Raw genomic sequence first — 21,025 nt, 5'->3', positions numbered from 1 at the left:
CATACTCAAGACCATTGGGAATCGCAAACGACAAATGACAATCATCCCTCAACACTCTCTCAGGTTCCTTGCCGCTCGCGGAACCCACAAAAGCCATAAAGCCAAAAATACTCAATCCAAGTAGAATGACTCGCCTCACGATTCCTCACCTCACATTACGGGCTTGTGGTCAGCATTCGGCACCACTTCATCATTGAGCTCGTACCAGGCGTTATTAAATCCTTGCTTTCGCCAATCAGCAGCTATCCCGGCCGGATTGATACACTTCGTAACTTGAAGTGTCTCAGCCTCGCTGGCCCCTCGATCGGCCCAGTAATTGATGCTGAGCTTACCAAGGGGAACCACGTCGTCTTTCCGGGTTATCGGATTTTTAACGAGCCGCTGTCGCTGTTTCGACACCCAATACCACCCAGAAGCGTCACATGTATTATAAGAATCAGTTACAAGCAAAGAGCTTGTTGCATCCGTATTGAAAATCTTGCCTCGATATTTTCCATAGAACTGGTAATTATATCTCCCGGTAACCTGAATCAATCCGCGCCCCTTAAAGCGAACACCGTCACCTCTCTCCGTATTGCCGAGATTATCGCCTTCCGGGTGGCCAGGTTCATATTTATCGAAGTATGAAGGCTCACCACCTTCAAGCATGAATTCCAAGCGCCCTGTTTCCGCCGTCAACTGACCGAACAAATGCGCAAGGCGCAAACGGCTGGACGATATTCCATACTTCCTAGCAACAATATAAAAACTTACATATAAATTTGCGGGGCGTCGTTCCGTCGCATAACTAAGCCGTTTGATAACGACGGATCTTGAGAGCGGAGCAACCTCACGCCCCTTTTCCCTGATCGTGCTACGAATACAGTAAGCAGTTTCGCCCTTGCTTAACCAACCACATTTCCTGAAATGCCGAATAAAGGCAAGCGGATGAAAGAACCATAGCTTCTGCCCCGCCGGAAGCCCCGTCTTGTCCCAAAACTGAACCTCCTTCAGGTACTTCAAGAAATCCTTATAGCCCTTCTCATTACCGTGGTAGAAGCCGCCCTCATCGAGTAGTCGCGCATAGCGCCCTTCGTTGTTTGTACTATCCCACTCACTCGGCGCATGGCAGACAAGGCCGCGCAACTGCCGCCGTACCCGGGCATTACCTTTCACATACGCCCACAGCACTCGCTTCTTGTGAGCTTCCGCCGTCTCCCCTGCCACCGCTGGTACGTCGTGCGGAGCAGCATCGTTCAGGATTGTCTTCAGCGCATCCACATCGCACAGTCCGTCGCTGCTGAACGGCGTATTGCCCTCACTGACTTTCTGCCAGCCCATGCAAGACAGGAAGTCCGCATCCGAGAACTTGTGAATGCCGGAGTCGTTGATATCGATGTAACCAACCTTGTCTGCCGCCCAGTTGACCTTCATCCACGTCGCGCGCGCATTGTCCGCCAGCGTCTGGGACGGCGACAGGATGCGACCAAAGCGCAGCAGTTCGTAGCCGTCACTTGGGCATGACGAATAAAGCGCCGTCGCACGCTTGTACAGATCGTATTCGTAGTCCTTTTCCTCGACGGGTTGCGGCGTGAGCAGCGTGCGAGTGCCGTCTTGCGCCAGGCTCCAGACGTTGGTGTATTTCGAGCCGACGCTGAAGTAGGTCTCAACGAGCAACGGCAGCGCGTTCGAGCCCTCTTGAGCTGGCTTGAACTCGATTCCGTGCAACTTGTTGTGGGCATCGGCCTTCTCAGGCAGACGACGAAACGTGCTGCCTGCCGGAATGACGAAATACGCATGCCCCCACCAATCCGTTCCGGTTGGCGAGGTGGGCGTGCCCTTACCCAATTGCGTACACCCGAAATAAGCGTCGAAATCCGCCGGCAACATGAAGATTTCGAAGTGCAAATGCGGCATGCCCTCATATTCGCCACGCCACCCCAACACGTCCTTACGCCGGACCTTCTTGCCGTCCGCCGAGACCGCCGGCGTCACCTGCCCCTTGTTCACCGAACCAGTAGGCAGGCGCAGGAACTCAGGCATTTCCTTGGCATTCGCCCGGTGCTGCTGGTACTCCGCCAGCGGCAGCAGATGCATGTATAGCGAATAGAAGGTCAGCGTGCGGCCTTCCCCAGTCTCGGTCGTATGTTTGAGCAACACAAATCCCGGATGGCTTACGCCGCCGTCCACCCCATGCTGACAGACCCGGTAGGCAACAACCTCGCCGTCAGCAATCGCGTGCACCTTGCCCTTCGTATCGGGCTGCAGATGCACGCCACAATGCCAGCGCCGATCAATCGCGATCGGATAGACGCCGTGGTCGCATTCGAATTTGTCGACCGCATCCATCATCGGATCGGGGTTCGTCCCGGTCGGGGCTGCGAGACCGGCTTCGGGCAGAAACGGGGGGCTGATAATCATGGTCGTTACTGTGTGTGGCTGTACTTGGCGCTGGGCTGGTATTCGCTCACCGGCAGTTGCGGCAAGCTGATGGACGTATTGCCCGGCCCTTCGAACTTGAACGAGGCCGCCCTGATACGGAATTCACCCGGACACTCGAAGACGACATTGCCGTTCTCGATGGTCATCGACGCGCCGCCGCTGGTCACCATCGCCCTTGTCTTGGCGTTCACGAGTACGTTCGCGTTGGCGCTCGACACGTGCAATTGCTCGTCGGAAAAGAGATCCATCGGAGCGCGTTGTGCCTGCAACTCGATTTTCCCTTTCGAGAAAATCTTGATGCCAAGCTTGTGCGCACACAGCGAGATCAGGTCACCGGCCACCATCCGCAGGCGCCTGACGACACTCACATCCATATCCCGGCCCGCGGTAACGATCACGTTCTCGCCAGCCGAGTGCTGCGCCGATTTCGGTGTCACGAACGCCATGCCGCCGGGGGCACTGGCAAGCAACCCCGCGTCGCGAAGCTGATTCAGGCCGTCGAGCAGCGCCGCCTGCGTCGCGCGATCCGCAGGCGCGGCCTTCATCTGCGATGTCGTGGCCGCAAGTTCCGTTACGCGCTCCAATGCTGCCTTGAGCTGCGCGACAGCGGCAGGCATATCGAGGTGCGGAATCTCGGACCCGCCACCTGCATCCGCCGAGACGAACAACCCCTTCGGCGCACGTACCGAACCCCAGTGCTGCGTGGTCAGTTCGAAGCCCTCGCCGCGCTTGTTCTTCGCGCGGTCGACCAGATTGCCCATGTTGAGCGACGACTGCCCGAAGACCGTCGCCAGCCGGATGCCTTCGTGGTCTTTCAGATCTTCGAAGCGCAGCTTGTTGCCGAGCAACGGAGAGCGGAACACGGCGCGGCTATACCAGCCCTCCTTGCCGTGCACGAGGTCCCGACGCGCATGGTCATGCAGCGCCCCCGCGATCAGCAAGCGATCGCAATTTCCTTGCGTCGCGACGACGCGTACTTCCGACCGCGGCAGCAGCGGAATGTGCAGGCCGCCCTGATACGAGGCGGAGGTACGCAGCAGGCGCAACGGCATGCTGTTCGTTCCGCGCTTGCCGCTGTGCCGGCTGAACAGCAGCCGGACGCGATAACGGCCGTATTCATCCATCCACGCGTATGGCTCGTCATCGCCTGACTCGACCACACCGATCAGCATGCCGGCAACCCATCGCCAATGCTTTTCAGGAACATATTCCGGCCGGTAGCTCTGATGCGCGGGGATCGCTTCGAAGGTGTTGATGACTGACTGGCTGCGGTCGCCGGTCGTGACGAGCTTCGTGATCACCATCCCGTGTGGCGCCTCCGGCACCACGTCATTGACAATCCGCACCACCATCCCGGGCGTCATGCCAATGACGTTGCTCGTACCCGTGAGCCGCATTTGCCGTGTGAGCAGTTCATCGCGCCGTGCGTCAGCCAGCGCCTGCCCTTCTTCGACCGAATGAAAATGCTCGATGCTGCGGTTCACGCTTCCATACACCGAGCGGTCATCGTTGGCCACGACCGCTTCGACCTGCAGTGGATCGTCGGGTACGCGATAGTCGTGATCCCATTCACGCACCTTCTGCGGTACCAGCGCGCGCGTGGCTTCCAGCGTCAGAATCGCCTCGTGCCAGTTCACCAGACCGGAATGCGGCAGCAATGGCACCTCGAGCGCTCGCATATAGCCGCGCGGCGTGTTGCCGAACACCAACGTGTCGCGTTGCGGGCCGTCCTCTTTCCTGGCCTGCTTGAAGTAGTAATAGACGCCCCCGCGTCGGCAATGCCGATCGATAAAGTTCGCGACCGTCTCTTCGTACATCACCGTTTGTTCGAACTTCCCGTCGAGCCCCTCCAGTTCGAACTCGACATCAAAGGACTGGAACAGGTTTCGATCGACGATCGCGTCGGTCAGCAGCTCGCGAAGCGACCTGTCCAGAAATACGGCCGAATCGTGCACCTCGTCGAGCAGCGAGAGACGCGGCTTCAGGTGTAGTTGATAGGTCGCTTCGTCACGAGACGTTTTGACTCGGGTCCATTGCGTTACGACGCCATGCACGGTACGCGCCGCATGCTGGACCGGATCGATCATGCCGGCCATCGACGGCACGGACGCGTGCTCCTCGATGGTGAAAATCGCCGGCCGACCGACAATCGCCGCGCCATCGATCCGTTTGTCCGCCGACGTCACGGTGATGTCCGCGAGGAAAGGCGTATTCATTTGCTCGGTCAGGACGAACGACAAAACGGAGATCGGCGCGTCCAGCGTCGCGATCTCTAGATGCAGAGGTTGGGTAACGACCGAACCGGGGTGCTTCAGCACATCCTGAATGGTTAGCATGGCTGCTGTTGAACGAGAGGTTATATACCGGCACGTTCGTCCATTCATGCATTCGGGGACGCAGTGCCACTACGCTCTCGTCAGTGAAGCATATGCTCACGGGAATGAACACACTCATCTCGACGGCTGATAAGTCATTTATTTTTAAGATATACCTGACTCCACGGGGGCGAATTTGATTAAATCTATTTTTGTTCCCCCTGGACTACCTCAACACCGCTCCTCTCACAACTCCGACAAAGCCGAATCTCGGAAGGGGTGATGGGCCCGCAAGCCCTTGCTCCATAGGTACACGCCAGACACGCGCCGACGCTCTTTCGCATCATGGAAAATCACACCCGAAAATTTGCGCTCGTGAGCGCTCGAAAAACACTCAACAAAACATCATCGAAACTCACGCACTTCCGTACAATATTGATCCAATAGAGCAGGAAATAACTGAACCGAACAATGTATAAAATTGTCACGCGATAGTGCGATTCGATTTCGCTGTTCTTGAGATGACTAACGGGGGCCGTTAGACCGGCAGTACGATCGGACAGCAGCATGGCATGGTGTGGCGCCGAAGCCGGGACGACGTGCGTGTCCGTTGCCGATCTGATCGGATAGCGCTTCAGTGGGCTGGCCGGCACCGTAACGGCCGGACGGTTCGGCAGCGCTGCCGGCAGTGCGGCAGGCGCCGATCGCGACATCAATGGCAGATAAATGTCGACCCGTACGTGTCTACTCGCACACTTCACGACTCCACATCCTCAAGACTGAACACCTCCGTCTTGTCGTTATACGAAAAGACTTCGCCGTAACGCCCCCAGTCGATCACCGCGTCGAGCGTCTCCTCGGCCGCGCCGTCCGACAGAAAATCCTCCAGCTCCTGCTCGAAGCGCACGCGCGGCGCGCGATGGCCCGGGCGCTCGTTCAGCACCTTCTTGATGCGCGCGGCGAGCGGCACGTGCTTGAGCAGGTGATCCGCGAACATCAGCTTGCGCTCCTGCGTGCCGAACTCCGCGAACACGCGCGCGGGCGGCGTCAGGAACACGTCCCCTTCCCGCACGTCGGCGAAACCGAGGTACTGCAGCACTTCGGCGATCGGGAACAGCTCGTCCACTTCCAGATGCAGCGTACGCGCGATTTCCGGCATGTCCGCGCGGCCGTGGTACGGCGCCATCGCGAGCGTCTCGATTAGCCCGGCCATCAGGTTGGTCGACACCTGCGGCAGCCAGCTGCCAAGCTCCAGCCCCTTCTTCGTCGCCTCGTCGGTCTGGCGCGCGGTCATCTTCGCGTAGATGTCGTCGACCAGCTTGCGGAAGGCCGGGTCGAGCCGGTTGCGCGGATGCTTGAACGGCACCTTGATCTCGGCGATCACGCGGCCCGGGTTCGACGACAGCACGAGGATCCGGTCGCACATGAACACCGCTTCCTCGATGTTGTGCGTGACGATCAGCACCGACTTGATCGGCATCCGGCCTTGCGTCCACAAATCCAGCAGGTCGGTACGCAGCGTTTCGGCCGTGAGCACGTCGAGCGCCGAGAACGGCTCGTCCATCAGCAGGATCGTCGGATCGACGACGAGCGCGCGCGCGAAGCCCACGCGCTGGCGCATGCCGCCCGACAGCTCGCGCGGATACGCGTTCTCGAAACCATCGAGACCAATCAGGTCGATCGCGGCGAGCGCTCGCTCGCGGCGCTCGCGTGCGCCGACACCCAGCGCCTCCAGCCCGGCTTCCACGTTCTGCAACACGGTCAGCCACGGGAACAGCGCGAAGGTCTGGAACACCATCGCGACGCCTTCGGCCGGCCCGCGCAGCGGCTTGCCGAGATAGGTCACTTCACCGCCGGTCGGCTCGATCAGCCCGGCGATGATCCGCAGCAGCGTCGACTTGCCCGAGCCCGAACGGCCGAGCAGCCCGACGATCTCGCCTTCGCGCAGCGACAGGTTCGCGTCGTCGAGCACCAGCAATTCGCCCTGCGTCTTGTTGAAGCCGCGGCAGACGTGATCGACACGCAGGATTTCCTCGCCGAGGCGCGGCGGCTGCAACGGCTGGGACGTCTTGACGGGGGCGTTGATAACGGTCGAATTTTGCATCGCGCTTACTCTCAATCGAGACGGAGCCGGGATTCCGCATAGGCGTACATCGGACGCCACAGCAGACGGTTGAACAAGGTAACGAACAGGGACATCACGGCGATGCCCAGGATGATCTTCGGAAAGTCGCCGGCGGCGGTGGTCTGCGCGATGTACGAGCCGAGGCCGTGCGCGACGACCTTCGTGTCGCCCCACTGCACGAACTCGGACACGATGCTCGCGTTCCACGCGCCGCCCGACGCGGTAATCGCGCCGGTCACGTAGTACGGGAAGATGCCGGGCAGGATCGCCTGGCGCCACCACTGCCAGCCGCGGATGCGGAAATTCTTCGTCGCTTCCTTGTAGTCGTTCGGATAGGACATCGCGCCGGCGATCACGTTGAACAGGATGTACCACTGCGTGCCGAGCACGATCAGCGGCGACAGCCAGATGTCCGCGTTCAGGTGGAAGTGGACGATCGCGATCACGAACACCGGGAACAGCAGGTTGGCGGGGAACGCGGCGAGGAACTGCGCGAGCGGCTGGATCTTCTCGGCGAGCGCGGGGCGCAGCCCGATCAGCACGCCGAGCGGCACCCAGACCACCGACGCGATCGCGATCAGCACCAGCACGCGCAGCAGCGTGATGAGACCGAGCACGAGTACGTGGCCGACCTCGCCCATCGTCACGCCGGTCGCGACGAAGCTGACGACGCGCCATCCGACGTACACGGTGATCAGGATCACGAACGTTCCCCACACGATATCGCCGATGCGCGACGAACCACCCGCCGACGCAGCGCGCGAGCGACTGTCCGCGAGCGACGGCGCGCGCAACGGAATCCGCGCGGCCTGCGACAGCAGCCAGCCGGCGGGCACCAGCAACTGATGGATCAGGTGCGTGCGGCGCATCATGTCGAGCAGCCACGATTGCGGCGCATCGCCCGACGCGGTGTTCTCCATCCGGAACTTGTCGGCCCACGCAACGAGCGGACGGAACAGGAACTGGTCGTACGCGAGAATCACGACCGACATCGCGACGATCACCCAGCCCACCGCGCCGAGGTTCTTATCCGAGATTGCCTGCGCGAGATATGCGCCAATTCCCGGCAGCGTGATCGTCTGGTTGCCGACGGTGATGGCCTCCGACGCGACGACGAAGAACCAGCCGCCCGACATCGACATCATCATGTTCCAGATCAGCCCCGGCATCGAGAACGGCGCCTCGAGCTTCCAGAAGCGCTGCCACGACGTCAGGTGAAAGCCGCGCGACACTTCGCTCAGGTCGCGCGGCACCGTGCGCAGCGACTGGTAGAAGCTGAATGTCATGTTCCACGCTTGGCTGGTGAAGATCGCGAAGATCGCGGCCAGCTCGGCACCGAGCACGCGGCCCGGGAACAGCGCTAGAAAGAACGTGACCGTAAACGAGATGTAGCCGAGCACCGGCACCGACTGCAGGATGTCGAGGATCGGGATCAACACCATGCCGATGCGGCGGCTCTTCGCGGCGAGCGTACCGTAGACCAGCGTGAACGCGAGCGATGCGACCATCGCGGCGAGCATCCGCAGCGTGGTGCGCAACGCGTATTCAGGCAGGTTCGACGGATCGAGCGAGATCTTCTGCGTCTGCAGGGTCGCGATCGGCGCCAGCGTCTGATGGAAGCCGACGATCGCCATCGCGAGTATGCCGATGATCAACGGAAATGCGACCGCGTCCCAGCGATTGGGGAGCACGCGCCACGCGGATGCGTTGGCGGTGCGATTCGGGTCGAAGAAACGGATATCCATCGGTAGCGTCTTGGTCGAATTGAAAATCGATGGGGGGCGGCCGATCGCCGCGTCAGCGGGTGCAGCCCGGAACACATTCCCGGGCGTCGGGCGGACGAGTGCCGGCAACCTGACAAGGCAGCGCCAGGCTGAGGATGTGCGTGCGATGACTGGCCGCACCGCTGGCTTCCGTAGCCGCGAGATTCAGCATGAGGGGCTCCGGAGAAGGTGATTCGGTGTCGCAGGCTATCGGGCGCGGATGACGCAACTGTGACGTGTCACTTACAGGACATTGACACGTCATGCGTCGGCGCTTCGTCATCGCGCCGCAAGCCGCGAACAGCGGGGCCCAACTTCGTCATACGTGGGAATAAATCCGTCGTCGCGCCGGTATGGCATGCGAATGCGCCGGCTTATTCCAGGACGATCCGGCCGTCCGGTTACGTCATACGATTGCGAGGCTCCCATGTCTTCATCGACCCCTACCCGCCCGTCGCGCCGCAAGGCCCTGCAATGCATGGCGTTCGGCGGCCTCGGCACGCTGTTTACGTTGTCGGGCGGCATCCTGACGCCGTTCGATCTCGCGCTCGCGCAAAGCGGCGCCGCCGTCCCCGCGAAGGCGGGGCGGCCGCTGTTCGTACAGATCAGCGACACGCATATCGGCTTCAACAAGGACGCGAATCCGGACGTCGCGGCCACGCTGCGGCAGACCATCGACCTCGTCAACGGAATGTCCACCACGCCCGCGCTCACGATCCATACCGGCGACATCACGCACTTGTCCAAACCGGAGGAATTCGACCACGCGTCGCAGCTGCTGTCCGCGCTGCGCGTGCCGGAACTGCACACGGTGCCCGGCGAACACGACGTGACCGACGGTTCGGGCGCCGAATATTTCAGCCGGTTCGGCAAGGCGTCGGACAACCGCGGCTACTACAGCTTCGATCATGCGGGCGTGCACTTCGTCGCGCTCGTCAACGTGATGCACTTCAAGCCGAACGGGCTCGGCAGCTTCGGCGACGAACAGCTCGCGTGGCTCGCGCAGGACCTGAAGGGGCAGTCGTCGAGCACGCCGATCGTCGTGTTCTCGCACATGCCGATGTGGACCATCTACGAGCCGTGGGGCTGGGGCACCGGCGATGCGCCGCAGACGATGGCGTTGCTGCGCCGCTTCGGCTCGGTCACCGTGCTGAACGGGCACATCCACCAGATCGTGTCGAAGGTCGAGGGCAACGTGACGTTCCATACCGCGCGCTCCACCGCGTTCCCGCAGCCGACCGCCGGCAACGGCCCGGGCCCCGTGCCGCTCACGGTGCCGCGCGACCGGCTGCCCGCGATGCTCGGCGTAACGACCGTCGATTTCGCCGGCCATCCCACGACAGCGTCGTTGCGCGACACGACGCTCGCCTGATCCGGACACGCAAGGAGACCGACATGACCTTCTTCAAGCCCTCGATGCTGCCGGCCGCGCTGATCGTGTGCGCGGCCGCCGCCGGCACGCCGCTTGCCGCGTTCGCGCAAACCCCGGCCGGCCCGCTCGTGACGATCCGCAATTTCATGTTTTCGCCGATGTCGACCACGATCAAGGCCGGCACGACGATCACGTGGAAGAACCTCGACGCGGAACCGCACACCGTCGTCAACGACGCGGGCATCTTTCGTTCGAAAGCGCTCGACCAGGACGAGACCTACTCGTTCCGCTTCGACAAGCCGGGTGTCTACAAGGTGTTCTGCGGGATTCATCCGTACATGAAGGAGACCATCACCGTGGAATGACACGGCACGCGCCACGATCGGGCATGACGGACGGTGCGCGTCGATCGCCTACACTGGTTCCATTCGGCCGGAACCCGCCGGCCGTCACCGACTGCGAGGAAAGCGATGACGGCAAGTCAACCCGCACATCCGAAACTGCCGGGCCAGGTCGTGCTCGTGCTCCAGGGCGGCGGCGCGCTGGGCGCATACCAGCTCGGCGTATTCGAGGCGCTGGACGCGTCGGGCATCCAGCCCGACTGGGTCATCGGCACGTCGATCGGCGCGATCAATGCGGCGCTGATCGCCGGCAACGCACCCGGACACCGCGCGCAGCGGATGGCCGAATTCTGGCGCCACGTGACCGAACGGCCCGCCGTGAACGTGCCGGGCTTCCCGACCACCTGGGACAAGATCGGCGCCGAGCTCGCGGTCATCGGCGCCGGCATTCCGGGATTCTTCCGGCCGAATCCTGCCGCATGGCTGGGGCCGCTCGCGCGCGTCGGCGTGGAGCACGCGTCCTACTATCTGGTCGAGCCGCTGCGCGACACGCTCGCGTCGCTGATCGATCTCGACCTGCTGAACGCGCGCCGGCCGCGGCTCACCGTCGGCGCGGTCAACGCGTGCACCGGCACGATGCGCTATTTCGATTCGCGCGACCGGCCGCTCGACCTCGATCACGTGATGAGCTCGGGTGCGCTGCCGCCCGCGTTCCCCGCCGTGCGGGTCGACGGCGCGCCCTACTGGGACGGCGGCATCTATTCGAATACGCCGGTCGAAGTCGTGCTGGACGACGCGCCGCGCCGCAGCTCGATCATCTTCTCGGTGCAGATGTGGAATCCGGTCGGGCCGGAGCCGCAAAGCATCTGGCAGGTGTCGGAGCGGCAGAAGGACATCCAGTATGCGAGCCGCACGGACAGCAACATCGCGCGGCAACAGCAGATTCACGGACTGCGTCACGTGATCAAGGAACTGGTCATGCGGCTGCCGGAGGCCGAACGCAAGTCGCCCGACGTGCAGGCGCTCGCCGCGTGGGGCTGCCAGACCACGATGCACGTGATCAAGCTCGCGGCGCCGCGCCTCGACGGCGACGATCAGTGGAAGGACATCGATTTCACGCCGGACGGCATCGCGGCGCGCCGTCAGGCCGGGTTCGACGCGACGATGCAGGCGATCGCCGCGCGCCCGTGGGAGCTGCCGCTGGACCCGACGCAAGGGCTCAGCGTCTGGAGTCCGGAAGAGAACAGGATCGGCGAACGGCACAACTGATGCCGCGGGCGGCCATCTGCCCGCGCATCGTCCTGCCCTGGATCCGGCTTACAGCGCGCGCACGATGCCACCGTCGACCCGAATGTTCTGCCCGGTGATGTAGCCGGCGCCGTCCGACAGCAGGAACCTCACGGTCTGCGCGATCTCCTGCGTCTTGCCGAAACGGCCGACCGGAATGCGGGCAACGATCTCGGGCGTCTCCGGCCAGCTGTCGATGAAGCCCGGCAGCACCGAATTAATGCGAATGTTGTCCTTCGCATACCGGTCGGCGTACAGGCGCGTGACCGAACTCAGCGCCGCGCGCAGCGCGGACGACACCGGCATCGCCTGCTCGGGCGCGTCGGCCGCGAAGCTCGAAATATTGACCACCGCGCCGCCGCCCTGCGTCAGGAAGACGGGCGTCACGCGGCGCAGCACGCGAAGGACGTTGAGCACGATCAGGTCGAGCCCTTCGTGCCACTTGTCGTCCTCGATGGCGAGCAAGTCGCCCTTCGGCGGATGTCCGGTGTTGTTGACGACCGCGTCGATCCGGCCATACTTCGCGAGCGTCTCGTTGACGAAACGCTCGATGTCGGCGTCGTCGGTAACGGACCCGGCAACGCCAAAACCACCCAGTTCCTGCGCCAGCTCGACTGCGCTGCCGGACTGCGACATCAGCGCGACGCGATAGCCGTCGTTCGCGAGGTCTCGCGCGATTGCGGCGCCCATGCCCTTGCCCGCCGCCGTCACCAAAGCCACTTTCTCTACAGTCATGCCGTTCTCCCGGATAGTCGGCTCAGCGCCGTGATCGTCGATCCAAAGCGCCACTGTAGGACTCTATAATCGCCTTGTCGAACGATGATTTCTCCATCCACCCTGTAGAATTTCTACTGCATGAATGCTTTGTCGCGTGCCCGCCGGTTCCCGCCGCTCAATGCGCTTCGCGCGTTCGAGGCCGCTGCGCGCCACCTCAATTTCCGGCTGGCCGCCGACGAACTCGGCGTGACCCAGGGCGCGGTCGCGCAGCAGGTCAGGCATCTGGAGGACGTCGTGGAGGTTCAGCTGTTTCGGCGCTTGCCCAGGGGGCTTGCGCTGACACGCGAAGGGCTCGAGTATTTTTCGTCGGTCCAGCGCGCGCTGCAGATCATCTCCGATGCCACGGACGCCCTCGGGCAGCGCCCGACGGTGCTGGCGGTCAGCACGACGCCGTCGTTCGCGTCGAAGTGGCTGATTCCGCGCCTGGCGGACTTCGGCCGGCTGCACCCCGACATCGAGGTTCGCGTCATCGCCGACGAAAGGCTCGCGTCGTTTCGGGCTGACGGCGTCGACATCGCGATTCGACTGAGCAAGCCGCCATTCCCGGCCGGCCTGGCCGCCGAGTTGCTGGCTCCGCTCGACATCTTCGCCGTCGCCAGCCCGAAGCTGCTCGACGGCGGCCCGCCGATCCGCACGCCCGCGGACTTGTCGGCACATCCGCTGTTGCACGACGCGCACGATCTGTGGCCCGAGTTCATCGAGAAACTCGGTGGAAAGGGTCGGGCCGATCCGACGAAAGGGCCGAGATTCAGCCAGTCGCTGCTTGCGATCGACGCCGCGGTCGCCGGTCAAGGCATCGCGCTGACCAGCGAGCCGCTCGTCGAGCGCGACATCGCGGAAGGCAGGCTGCGCCGCGTGTTCGATTTTTCGTTTCCGATGTCGCTCGGGTTTTACGTGGTCTTCCCGCAGGCCAATGCGCATTCGGAAGCGTTGCAGGCCATGCGGCGCTGGCTGTTTGCGCAGTACGGGAAAGCGTGATCGCCCGGCACCCGCAGCGATTGACGAACGACAAGGAAGCATCGCATGCGATAGCGCCGGTCCCGCGCCTTCCGGCCGCGAGCCTGCATCAACCGCTGTTCAGCAGCGCCGCAAACTTGTCGGCCAGTGTCGGACGCGAACGATGCGGCCAGATCGCGCTGAGTTCGAAGAGCGGCAGCGCGTCGCCTTCGCGCACTTCGCACACGCGCACGCCCGCGAACTGAATCGCGTTGACGGATCGCGGCAACAGTGACGCGCCGCAACCAGCGGCCACGCACGCGAGCACCGTCAGCGATCGATTGGCATCCTGAACGACATTGGCTTCGCAACCGAACTTGCGAAACGCACTGAGGATGCCGGCTCGCACCACCGGCAGCTGTCCGTGCGGAAACCATACCAAACCCATACTCGCCAGTTCCGCGAGGCCGAGCTTGCCATCCTCGCCCAGCGGATGCGACGCCGGCACGACCGCGTGCAAGCGTTCGCGGACGATCAGCTTTTCGCGCATCCGGCCGCGGACTGCAACAGGCGTATGCAGCAACCCGATATCTATTTCGCCGGATTCCAGCGCGCTGGCCTGCTCCGCGTTGCTCATTTCCCGCAACGTCAGCTCGACATCGGGAATCGCGTCACGCAATGCGGCGATCGCGCGGGGCATGACCTCGAACAGCGCCGCTGACGCGAAACCGATGGTCAGCCTGCCGCCACGTTGCGCGCCGATATCGCGGGCCCGCTTTTCCGCCGCCTCGATCCTCGACACACTCAGACGAATGTCCTCCGCGATCGCTTCGCCCGCGGGCGTCAGCGCCGCGCCGCGACGCGTGCGCGCGAGCAGCTTCGTGCCCAGATCCTTCTCGAGCCGCGTCATGGCCTGGCTGAGCGCCGGCTGCGCTATCCCGAGCTGCGCCGCCGCGCCGGTGACGCTTCCCGCATCGACGATCGCGAGAAAGTATTTGAGCGTGCGAATCGATTCCATGATCGCCTTCCATATCACGATGCTATGAATGAACAACGTTTTCATAGTATGCACGCGTTCCTCACGTTCATAGAATGGCGTCAAATCGATCAACAGCGGCCGCCCGTCCAGCTTCGCAGCGGCCTGCACGAGGAGACGACCATGCGCTGGTATGAGGAAATCACGCCCAACGAGCGGCGAACACTGTGGAGCTGCTTCGGCGGATGGGCGCTCGACGCCGTCGATACGCAGGTCTTTTCCCTCGTGATCCCGGCGCTCCTCGCCACGTGGGGCATCAGCAAAGGTCAGGCAGGATTGATCGGCGGTGCGACGCTCGTGGCCGGCGCACTCGGCGGGTTGCTCGCCGGCATCCTGTCCGATCGCGTCGGCCGGGTGCGCGCACTTCAGATCACGGTGATCTGGTTCTCGCTCTTCACGTTTCTGAGTGCGTTTGCCCAAACCTTCGAGCAGCTGCTTGTGCTGAAGGCGCTGCAAGGCATCGGCTTCGGCGGCGAATGGACGGCGGGCGCCGTCCTGCTCAGCGAAACGATGAACCCGCGGCATCGCGGCAAGGCGATGGGCATCGTGCAGAGCGCCTGGGGATTCGGCTGGGGCGCCGCGGTGCTGCTCTATATCGCCGTCTTCTCGCTCGTTTCGCCGCAATGGGCCTGGCGCGTGCTATTTGCGATCGGTCTCGTCCCGGCCCTGCTCGTTCTCTACCTGCGCCGCAACGTGGCCGAGCCGCCGCGCGAGCCGCACACTGAAACCGACGATTCCGCGCCCCGCGGCGTATTCAGCATTGCCGCCGGCATTTTCGATCCTGCGGTGATACGCACCACGATCGTCGGCGGCCTGATCGGACTGGGCGCGCACGGCGGCTACCACGCGATCACGACGTGGCTGCCGACGTATCTGAAGACCGAGCGCCATCTGTCGATCCTGGGCACCGGCGGTTATCTCGCGGTCGTCATCGTCGCATTCATCATCGGATGTTTCGTGAGCGCCTGGTTGCAGGACCGCATCGGGCGACGCTGGAACGTGATCCTCTTTGCCGTCTGCTGTGCGGTGATGGTCAACGTCTACACGTTGCTGCCGATCAGCGACACCACGATGCTGCTGCTGAGCTTTCCGCTCGGCCTCTTTTCAGCCGGCATTCCCGCGACGCTCGGCGCGCTCTTCAACGAGTTGTATCCGCAAGGCGTGCGCGGCACCGGTGTCGGCTTCTGCTACAACTTCGGCCGCATCGCATCGGCGGCATTTCCGGTGCTGATCGGTCACATGAGCGGATCGATGTCGCTCGGTTCGGCACTGGGCATCGACGCGGGCGCCGCATACGGCCTCGTCGTCGTCGCCGCGCTGATGTTGCCCGACACCCGGCGCCGGCTCGTCGCGTCGCCGCACGAGAACGGCGCGCAGGCCATCTCGCGCCACTGAGCACGCGGCACGCGTACGTCGATGCATCACTCCAACGTCAATTTGATTTCACGCCCCGACACGATGGACCGCTTCCCGCCCGCACTCCCGGCCGCCCCCTTCGACGGCCTGTCCCCCGCGTCCCTGGCGTGGCTCGACGAAACCGCGACAGGCATCACCGGCGTCGACGCGCATGCCCACATCTTCGTGCAAGGCCTGCCGCTCGCGGCACACCGCCGTCACGCGCCCGACTACGATGCAACGCTCGATCAATATGTCGCGCAGCTCGCGGCGCACGGTCTCTCCCAAGGCGTGCTGGTGCAGCCGAGCTTTCTCGGCACCGACAACGGGTTCCTGCGCGCGGTATGCGAGCGCTATCCGCGACGCTTTCGCGGTGTTGCCGTTGTCGCGCCAGAGGTCACGGATGCCGAGCTTGAAGCGCTGGACGCCGCACATATCGTCGGTGCGCGGCTGAATTTGATAGGGGTTGCACTGCCGGATTTCCGCGATGGCCGATGGTCCGCGCTCCTCCCACGCTTGAACGCACTACGTTGGCATGTCGAGGTTCAAGCGAATGCGGATGCTCTGCCGGTCGTGCTCGATGCGCTGCTTCGACACGATTGCACGGTCGTCGTCGATCACTTCGGGCGGCCCGATGCGCAGCTGCGCGCCGCGGATGCCGGCTTTCGCCATTTGCAGTCGACGGCCACCTCGGGCAACGTTTGGGTCAAGCTCTCCGCCGCCTATCGCAGCGCCGAAAATTCGAACGGCATCGAGCACGGACGGGCGCTTGCCACCGCTCTGCTCGATTCGTTCGGCCCCGAGCGCATGGTCTGGGGCAGCGACTGGCCTCACACGCAGCATCGTCATCTGATCGACTATGACGGGGCCCTGAGCGCATTGGAATACTGGATTCCCGACCGTGCCGCCAGAGACAGAGTGATGACGACCTCCGCGGCGGAGCTTTTCAGGTTTTAGCGTGCACGAATACGCACCCGCAGTACAAGGACGCCGCTCGAGGGGCCGTGGTCGGAGATCGATAAACAACCCCACACTCGTCAGTGCCTTCGCACATATCGTCTATTTCCGATATATGATTCGCCCATCGACGATACCTGTTTGCGCCGGTGTTCCCCACGAACGCCGAAACACCACGCCCTTTCCATGCCGACCGAACTCGACATCGACGCGATCCTGAAAGCGCTTTCGAACCCCCTGCGCCGGGAAATTCTCGTCTGGCTGAAAACGCCGGGCGCGCATTTCCCCGAGCAGACGCTGCCGTACGACCACGGCGTCTGCGCCGGGCAGATCGACGCGCGCTGCGGGCTGTCGCAGTCGACCGTCTCCGCGCACCTCGCGACGCTGCAGCGCGCGGGGCTCGTGACATCGACGCGGATCGGCCAGTGGGCGTTCTTCCGGCGCAACGAGGCCGTCATCGACGCATTTCTCGACGCTCTGCGCCGCGAACTCTGATCCAGGCCATGCGGGCCACCCGCCGCGCACGACGCGACGGCCACCCCGCCTTTCGTGAAGAGGTTATTTGCCATGCCCACTCTGTTCGACCCCGTTACCCTCGGCGATCTGACGCTGCCGAACCGCATCGTGATGGCACCGCTCACCCGCTCCCGCGCGGGCGCGACGCGCGTGCCGAACGACCTGATGGCCCGCTATTACGCCGAGCGTGCATCGGCCGGCCTGATCATCAGCGAAGCGACCTCGGTCACGCCGCAGGGCGTCGGCTATGCGGATACCCCCGGCATCTGGTCCGACGAGCAGGTCGAAGGCTGGAAGCGCGTGACCCAGGCCGTGCACGCGGCCGGCGGCCGCATGGTGCTGCAGCTGTGGCACGTCGGCCGGATCTCCGATCCGGTGTTCCTGAACGGCGACCTGCCGGTCGCACCGAGCGCGATCGCCGCGGGCGGCCACGTCAGCCTCGTGCGCCCGCAGCGTCCGTACGTGACGCCGCGCGCGCTCGAACTCGATGAAATCCCGGGCATCGTCGCCGCGTATCGCAAGGGCGCGGAGAACGCGAAGAAGGCCGGTTTCGACGGCGTCGAGATCCACGGCGCGAACGGCTACCTCCTCGACCAGTTCCTGCAGGACAGCACCAATCACCGCACCGACGCGTACGGCGGCCCGATCGAAAATCGCGCGCGCCTGCTGCTCGAAGTGGTCGACGCGGCGATTGACGTGTGGGGCGCGGGCCGTGTCGGCGTGCACCTCGCACCGCGCGGCGATGCGCACACGATGGGCGACTCCGATCCGGCAGCAACGTTCGGCTATGTCGCGCGCGAACTCGGCCGCCGCAAGATCGCGTTCATCTTCACGCGTGAGTCGTATTCGGGCGACCACCTGAGCCCGCACCTGAAGGAAGCGTTCGGCGGCCCGCTGATCGCGAACGAGCAGTTCACGCTCGAATCCGCGCAGGACACGCTCGCGAGCGGCAACGCCGATGCAATCGCGTGGGGCAAGCTGTTCATCGCGAATCCGGACCTGCCGCGCCGCCTCGAAATCGGCGCACCGCTGAACAAGCCGGTGCCGGAGACGTTCTACGCCGAAGGCGAAACGGGTTACACCGACTACCCGGCGCTCAGCGACGCGGCCTGACGGCCGGCGACACGTTCATGCGCGCACGTCAGCGCGCATGAACACGCGCCGCGTCTCGTCGAGGCCGCGCGCAACGTGATGTGCGCGGATCGCGTGAAGTGTGTGGTCGAGCGATGCGTCGTCGACGATGTGGAAACCGAGGCGCGCGTAGTACGGCGCATTCCACGGCGCATCGCGGAACGTCGACAGCACGACCTCGGCAATGCCGTCTTGCGCGGCGCGCGTCATGATCCGCTCGATCAGGCGCGCGCCGATCCGCTGCCCCGCATGCGACGGCGCGACATCCAGTTCCTCCAGATACAGCCGCCGCGCATCGAGCAGCCGGTAGAACGCGAAGCCCACGCACGTCCCTTCATCGTCCGTTGCGACATACGCGCGACCGTCGTCGATGCGCACGAGCACGTCGGCCGCGTCGGTCGGTTCGCCCTCGGCGATATCGACCATGCCGATGGCGCGAAAGCGCTGGGCGGCGGCCACTTCCACGGCGGCCATGGCGGCCGCGTCTTCCCGGGTGGCGGGACGAATCCGGATCGATGCTGTCATCACGACGAGATAGGCGGGGGAAACGGCCGTCACTATAATCGAAACTTCATACCTTTCGAACGTCCCTGCCTACGAGGTTCGTCATGACGCTGTCCGCGCTCGCCGTGTTCGCCATCGCCCTGCTCGTCACCGCCGGCACGCCCGGCCCAAGCGTCGCCGCGCTCGTCGCGCGCGTGCTGACGAACGGCGTGCGCGACGTGCTGCCGTTCCTCGCCGCGATGTGGATCGGCGAGGCGCTGTGGCTCACGCTGGCCGTCGCCGGGCTGTCCGCGTTCGCGCGCACGTTCGCGACGGGCCTGCTCGTGCTGAAGCTGCTCGGCGTCGCGTATCTGCTGTTCCTCGCGTGGAAGATGTGGACCGCGCCGACCGACACGCATGCCGACGACCTGCCGCGCGGCCAGTCGCCGTGGCGCATGTTCGTCGCGGGCACGCTGGTCACGCTCGGCAATCCGAAGATCATGCTGTTCTATCTCGCGCTGCTGCCGACGATCGTCGACCTGACGCATGTCGGGGTCGTCGCGTGGGCCGAGCTCGTCGGCACGATGCTCGCGATCCTGATCCTCGCCGATTGCTTCTGGTCGCTGCTTGCTTCACGTGCGCGCGCGTTTCTCACTTCGGCACGCGCGAAGCGGATTGCGAACCGCACGAGCGCGACCGCGATGGCGGGTGCGGCGGTGGCGATCGCGACGCGTTGAGCCGGCATGGGCGTGGTCGCTTACGACGCCGCCGTTGGTCACACGCCGGCTTGCTCCCTCCGAAATTCAACCGCGTCGATCGGGTTCGGCGAAGCCAACGGGAAATGCTCGACGTCATAGCACTCGATCAGGATCGCGATGGATTCCAACGCGTCGCCTTCCGGCGTGCCCGGTGCAGGGTCCAGATCGACAAACGCGGACGCCGCCTTCAGGGCGGCTTCGTAATCAGCCTCGCTGCTAATCGCGTGAATGTCCATCTCGCTGGTCCATCACGTGGTTATTTGCGCGTGCGTGAGTCTTCTCCCAGGTCGCGCAGACGTTTCTTCAACCGCCGATTCTCTGCAAGCAGCGCAGCCAGCGCGATGAGCGTCGCAACAGGGAAGAACCAGTTCCCGGAGTAGTGCAGCAATGTCCACGAGGCGGCGGCGACCACCACTGCCGCGGCGATCAGGCCGATCCTGTCTGAAACTTTGCTCACGCGATCGACCTCCCGATTGCTCGTGCACGGATGGCAAACGTCGCACTTCCCGGCGTCGGATGGAAAACCTCCGGATGCAGCGCGATCACACGATAAACGTCTTGCGGAACCGCAAGGCCGCGACGGGTCGCCCAGCCGCGAATTCCATCCACGGCAACCATGCCGCGTTGATCGCACACCAGTGACGCATCTGTAGCAACAATCAGACTGCCGATCACCGCTCCAACGTAAAAGCTCGCCCCGAGTGCAGAAGCGGCTGCCAGCAGTTCCAGCCCGGTTGTGGCACCGATCAGTTCGCCGATCGTGGCAGTTGGCCCGAGTGTCCTGAGCGCCCCAAGAATGGTCGTCAGCGTGCCGATTGCTGTCTGCTGGGCAGCAAACAGACTGGTTGGCGCCGGCAAACCGAGGGCATCCATGTTTTGCTTGAATGCGCCGTAGAAGGTCTTGCACTGCGTCATGTGGAATCCCCATGAAAGAGCGGAGATTCTAGCAATGAAGCAATGCGCGAGCGGCATCGCCAAATGCATCCGGTCCGGCTCGAATCTTGTTCAAACGACTCGGCAACCTCGAGACCACGACCGTGCATCGCTCTGACGCGTGTCTGTATGCGGCCCGGTGATTCGTCAAAAAGTGTGACGATCGAACCCGATACGCGCCTGATCGACGCACGATCACCCGCACTCAACACGAACCTGCGTCGACAGCCGATCGACCCGCGCCGCAGACGCAACTCGCGCACATGCTGATTGCATTCGACCAGCGCCCGCACTAACCCCCAATCATCGTCGTCGCAGAAATCGAGCAGCACCGCGCCACACGGACCACGTTGCTCACGCAACCGCCCGCGAGCCGCGCTTGAATCCCCGCGCGCTGCCATTGCCTCCGGTAATCGAACATCTCGACGTTGCCGATGATCGACAGCGCGTACGCCACGGTGACAACCCGGCCGCCGCGC

At 63.6% G+C, this 21,025-nt stretch carries 19 protein-coding genes and 1 pseudogene; 9 read left to right on the top strand and 11 right to left on the bottom strand.

The genetic code is table 11. The features are described from left to right. Positions 1-150 precede the first annotated feature (150 nt). The 4 genes from ABIC50_RS18645 to ABIC50_RS18630 form a co-directional block, all read right to left on the bottom strand. Positions 151-2,400 carry a peptidase M23 gene (locus ABIC50_RS18645; protein ID WP_354166060.1) on the bottom strand — a complete coding sequence of 750 codons (2,250 nt, stop codon included), beginning with the start codon at positions 2,398-2,400 and terminating at the stop codon, positions 151-153. 5 nt (positions 2,401-2,405) lie between these two features. Further along, positions 2,406-4,757, bottom strand: coding sequence for a type VI secretion system Vgr family protein (locus ABIC50_RS18640; protein WP_354166058.1), 2,352 nt, complete (start codon positions 4,755-4,757; stop codon positions 2,406-2,408). Between the two features lie 736 nt (positions 4,758-5,493). Continuing rightward, positions 5,494-6,840: an ABC transporter ATP-binding protein gene (locus ABIC50_RS18635; RefSeq protein ID WP_354166056.1), complete on the bottom strand. Its 1,347-nt coding sequence runs from the start codon at positions 6,838-6,840 to the stop codon at positions 5,494-5,496. 11 nt (positions 6,841-6,851) lie between these two features. Beyond that, positions 6,852-8,606, bottom strand: a complete 1,755-nt coding sequence (locus ABIC50_RS18630) for an ABC transporter permease (protein ID WP_354166054.1) — start codon at positions 8,604-8,606, stop codon at positions 6,852-6,854. A gap of 445 nt (positions 8,607-9,051) precedes the next feature. Between ABIC50_RS18630 and ABIC50_RS18625 the strand changes: the two genes are divergently transcribed. The 3 genes from ABIC50_RS18625 (at position 9,052) to ABIC50_RS18615 (ending at position 11,606) form a co-directional block, all read left to right on the top strand. Then, entirely contained in the window at positions 9,052-9,996 is a 945-nt protein-coding gene (locus ABIC50_RS18625) for a metallophosphoesterase family protein (RefSeq protein WP_354166051.1), read from the top strand. A 23-nt stretch (positions 9,997-10,019) separates the two neighbouring features. Further along, a complete protein-coding gene (locus ABIC50_RS18620) occupies positions 10,020-10,361 on the top strand; it encodes a cupredoxin domain-containing protein (RefSeq protein WP_354166049.1) in 342 nt (113 codons plus the stop codon). Positions 10,362-10,466: 105 nt separating this feature from the next. Next, positions 10,467-11,606 (top strand): patatin-like phospholipase family protein, encoded by a 1,140-nt coding sequence (locus tag ABIC50_RS18615; RefSeq protein WP_354166047.1) that lies wholly within the window; start codon positions 10,467-10,469, stop codon positions 11,604-11,606. Between the two features lie 48 nt (positions 11,607-11,654). On the opposite strand, the gene ABIC50_RS18610 is transcribed toward ABIC50_RS18615, so the two are convergent. Then, positions 11,655-12,359, bottom strand: a complete 705-nt coding sequence (locus ABIC50_RS18610; protein ID WP_354166045.1) for an SDR family oxidoreductase — start codon at positions 12,357-12,359, stop codon at positions 11,655-11,657. 120 nt (positions 12,360-12,479) lie between these two features. Between ABIC50_RS18610 and gcvA the strand changes: the two genes are divergently transcribed. Next, entirely contained in the window at positions 12,480-13,379 is a 900-nt protein-coding gene (gene gcvA, locus ABIC50_RS18605) for a transcriptional regulator GcvA (protein WP_354166043.1), read from the top strand. An 88-nt stretch (positions 13,380-13,467) separates the two neighbouring features. Here gcvA and ABIC50_RS18600 read toward each other — a convergent pair whose 3' ends face one another. Continuing rightward, entirely contained in the window at positions 13,468-14,355 is an 888-nt protein-coding gene (locus tag ABIC50_RS18600; protein ID WP_105833392.1) for a LysR family transcriptional regulator, read from the bottom strand. 141 nt (positions 14,356-14,496) lie between these two features. Between ABIC50_RS18600 and ABIC50_RS18595 the strand changes: the two genes are divergently transcribed. The 4 genes from ABIC50_RS18595 (at position 14,497) to ABIC50_RS18580 (ending at position 18,354) form a co-directional block, all read left to right on the top strand. After that, the gene (locus ABIC50_RS18595; protein WP_354166499.1) at positions 14,497-15,768 is read left to right on the top strand and encodes an MFS transporter; all 1,272 of its coding nucleotides are present in this window, start codon (positions 14,497-14,499) and stop codon (positions 15,766-15,768) included. Between the two features lie 63 nt (positions 15,769-15,831). Continuing rightward, entirely contained in the window at positions 15,832-16,725 is an 894-nt protein-coding gene (locus tag ABIC50_RS18590) for an amidohydrolase family protein (RefSeq protein ID WP_354166497.1), read from the top strand. A 186-nt stretch (positions 16,726-16,911) separates the two neighbouring features. After that, a complete protein-coding gene (locus ABIC50_RS18585; RefSeq protein ID WP_012366423.1) occupies positions 16,912-17,220 on the top strand; it encodes an ArsR/SmtB family transcription factor in 309 nt (102 codons plus the stop codon). 72 nt (positions 17,221-17,292) lie between these two features. Continuing rightward, positions 17,293-18,354 (top strand): alkene reductase, encoded by a 1,062-nt coding sequence (locus ABIC50_RS18580; protein WP_354166041.1) that lies wholly within the window; start codon positions 17,293-17,295, stop codon positions 18,352-18,354. A gap of 15 nt (positions 18,355-18,369) precedes the next feature. Here ABIC50_RS18580 and ABIC50_RS18575 read toward each other — a convergent pair whose 3' ends face one another. Beyond that, entirely contained in the window at positions 18,370-18,897 is a 528-nt protein-coding gene (locus ABIC50_RS18575) for a GNAT family N-acetyltransferase (protein ID WP_175713672.1), read from the bottom strand. Positions 18,898-18,980: 83 nt separating this feature from the next. On the opposite strand from ABIC50_RS18575, the gene ABIC50_RS18570 reads away from it, so the two are divergent. Next, on the top strand, positions 18,981-19,592 hold the full coding sequence (locus ABIC50_RS18570) for a LysE family translocator (protein ID WP_011659143.1): 612 nt from the start codon (positions 18,981-18,983) through the stop codon (positions 19,590-19,592). A gap of 38 nt (positions 19,593-19,630) precedes the next feature. Here the strand turns inward: ABIC50_RS18570 and ABIC50_RS18565 are convergent, their stop codons facing one another. The 4 genes and pseudogenes from ABIC50_RS18565 to ABIC50_RS18550 all read right to left on the bottom strand — a co-directional run. Further along, entirely contained in the window at positions 19,631-19,849 is a 219-nt protein-coding gene (locus tag ABIC50_RS18565) for a hypothetical protein (RefSeq protein WP_354166039.1), read from the bottom strand. A 20-nt stretch (positions 19,850-19,869) separates the two neighbouring features. Next, positions 19,870-20,070, bottom strand: coding sequence for a hypothetical protein (locus ABIC50_RS18560; protein ID WP_175733405.1), 201 nt, complete (start codon positions 20,068-20,070; stop codon positions 19,870-19,872). Beyond that, positions 20,067-20,528: a hypothetical protein gene (locus ABIC50_RS18555; protein ID WP_354166037.1), complete on the bottom strand. Its 462-nt coding sequence runs from the start codon at positions 20,526-20,528 to the stop codon at positions 20,067-20,069. The genes ABIC50_RS18560 and ABIC50_RS18555 overlap by 4 nt, the downstream gene beginning before the upstream one ends. 272 nt (positions 20,529-20,800) lie before the next feature. Further along, positions 20,801-20,934: pseudogene (locus tag ABIC50_RS18550) on the bottom strand (phosphatidylinositol-specific phospholipase C); the annotation flags it as partial. Positions 20,935-21,025: the final 91 nt, after the last annotated feature.

The sequence above is a fragment of the Burkholderia sp. 567 genome (assembly GCF_040545115.1).
GTDB classification, from domain to species: domain Bacteria; phylum Pseudomonadota; class Gammaproteobacteria; order Burkholderiales; family Burkholderiaceae; genus Burkholderia; species Burkholderia ambifaria.
The sequence above is the reverse complement of the archived record's forward strand: the minus strand, read 5'-3'. Positions and strand labels throughout refer to the sequence as shown.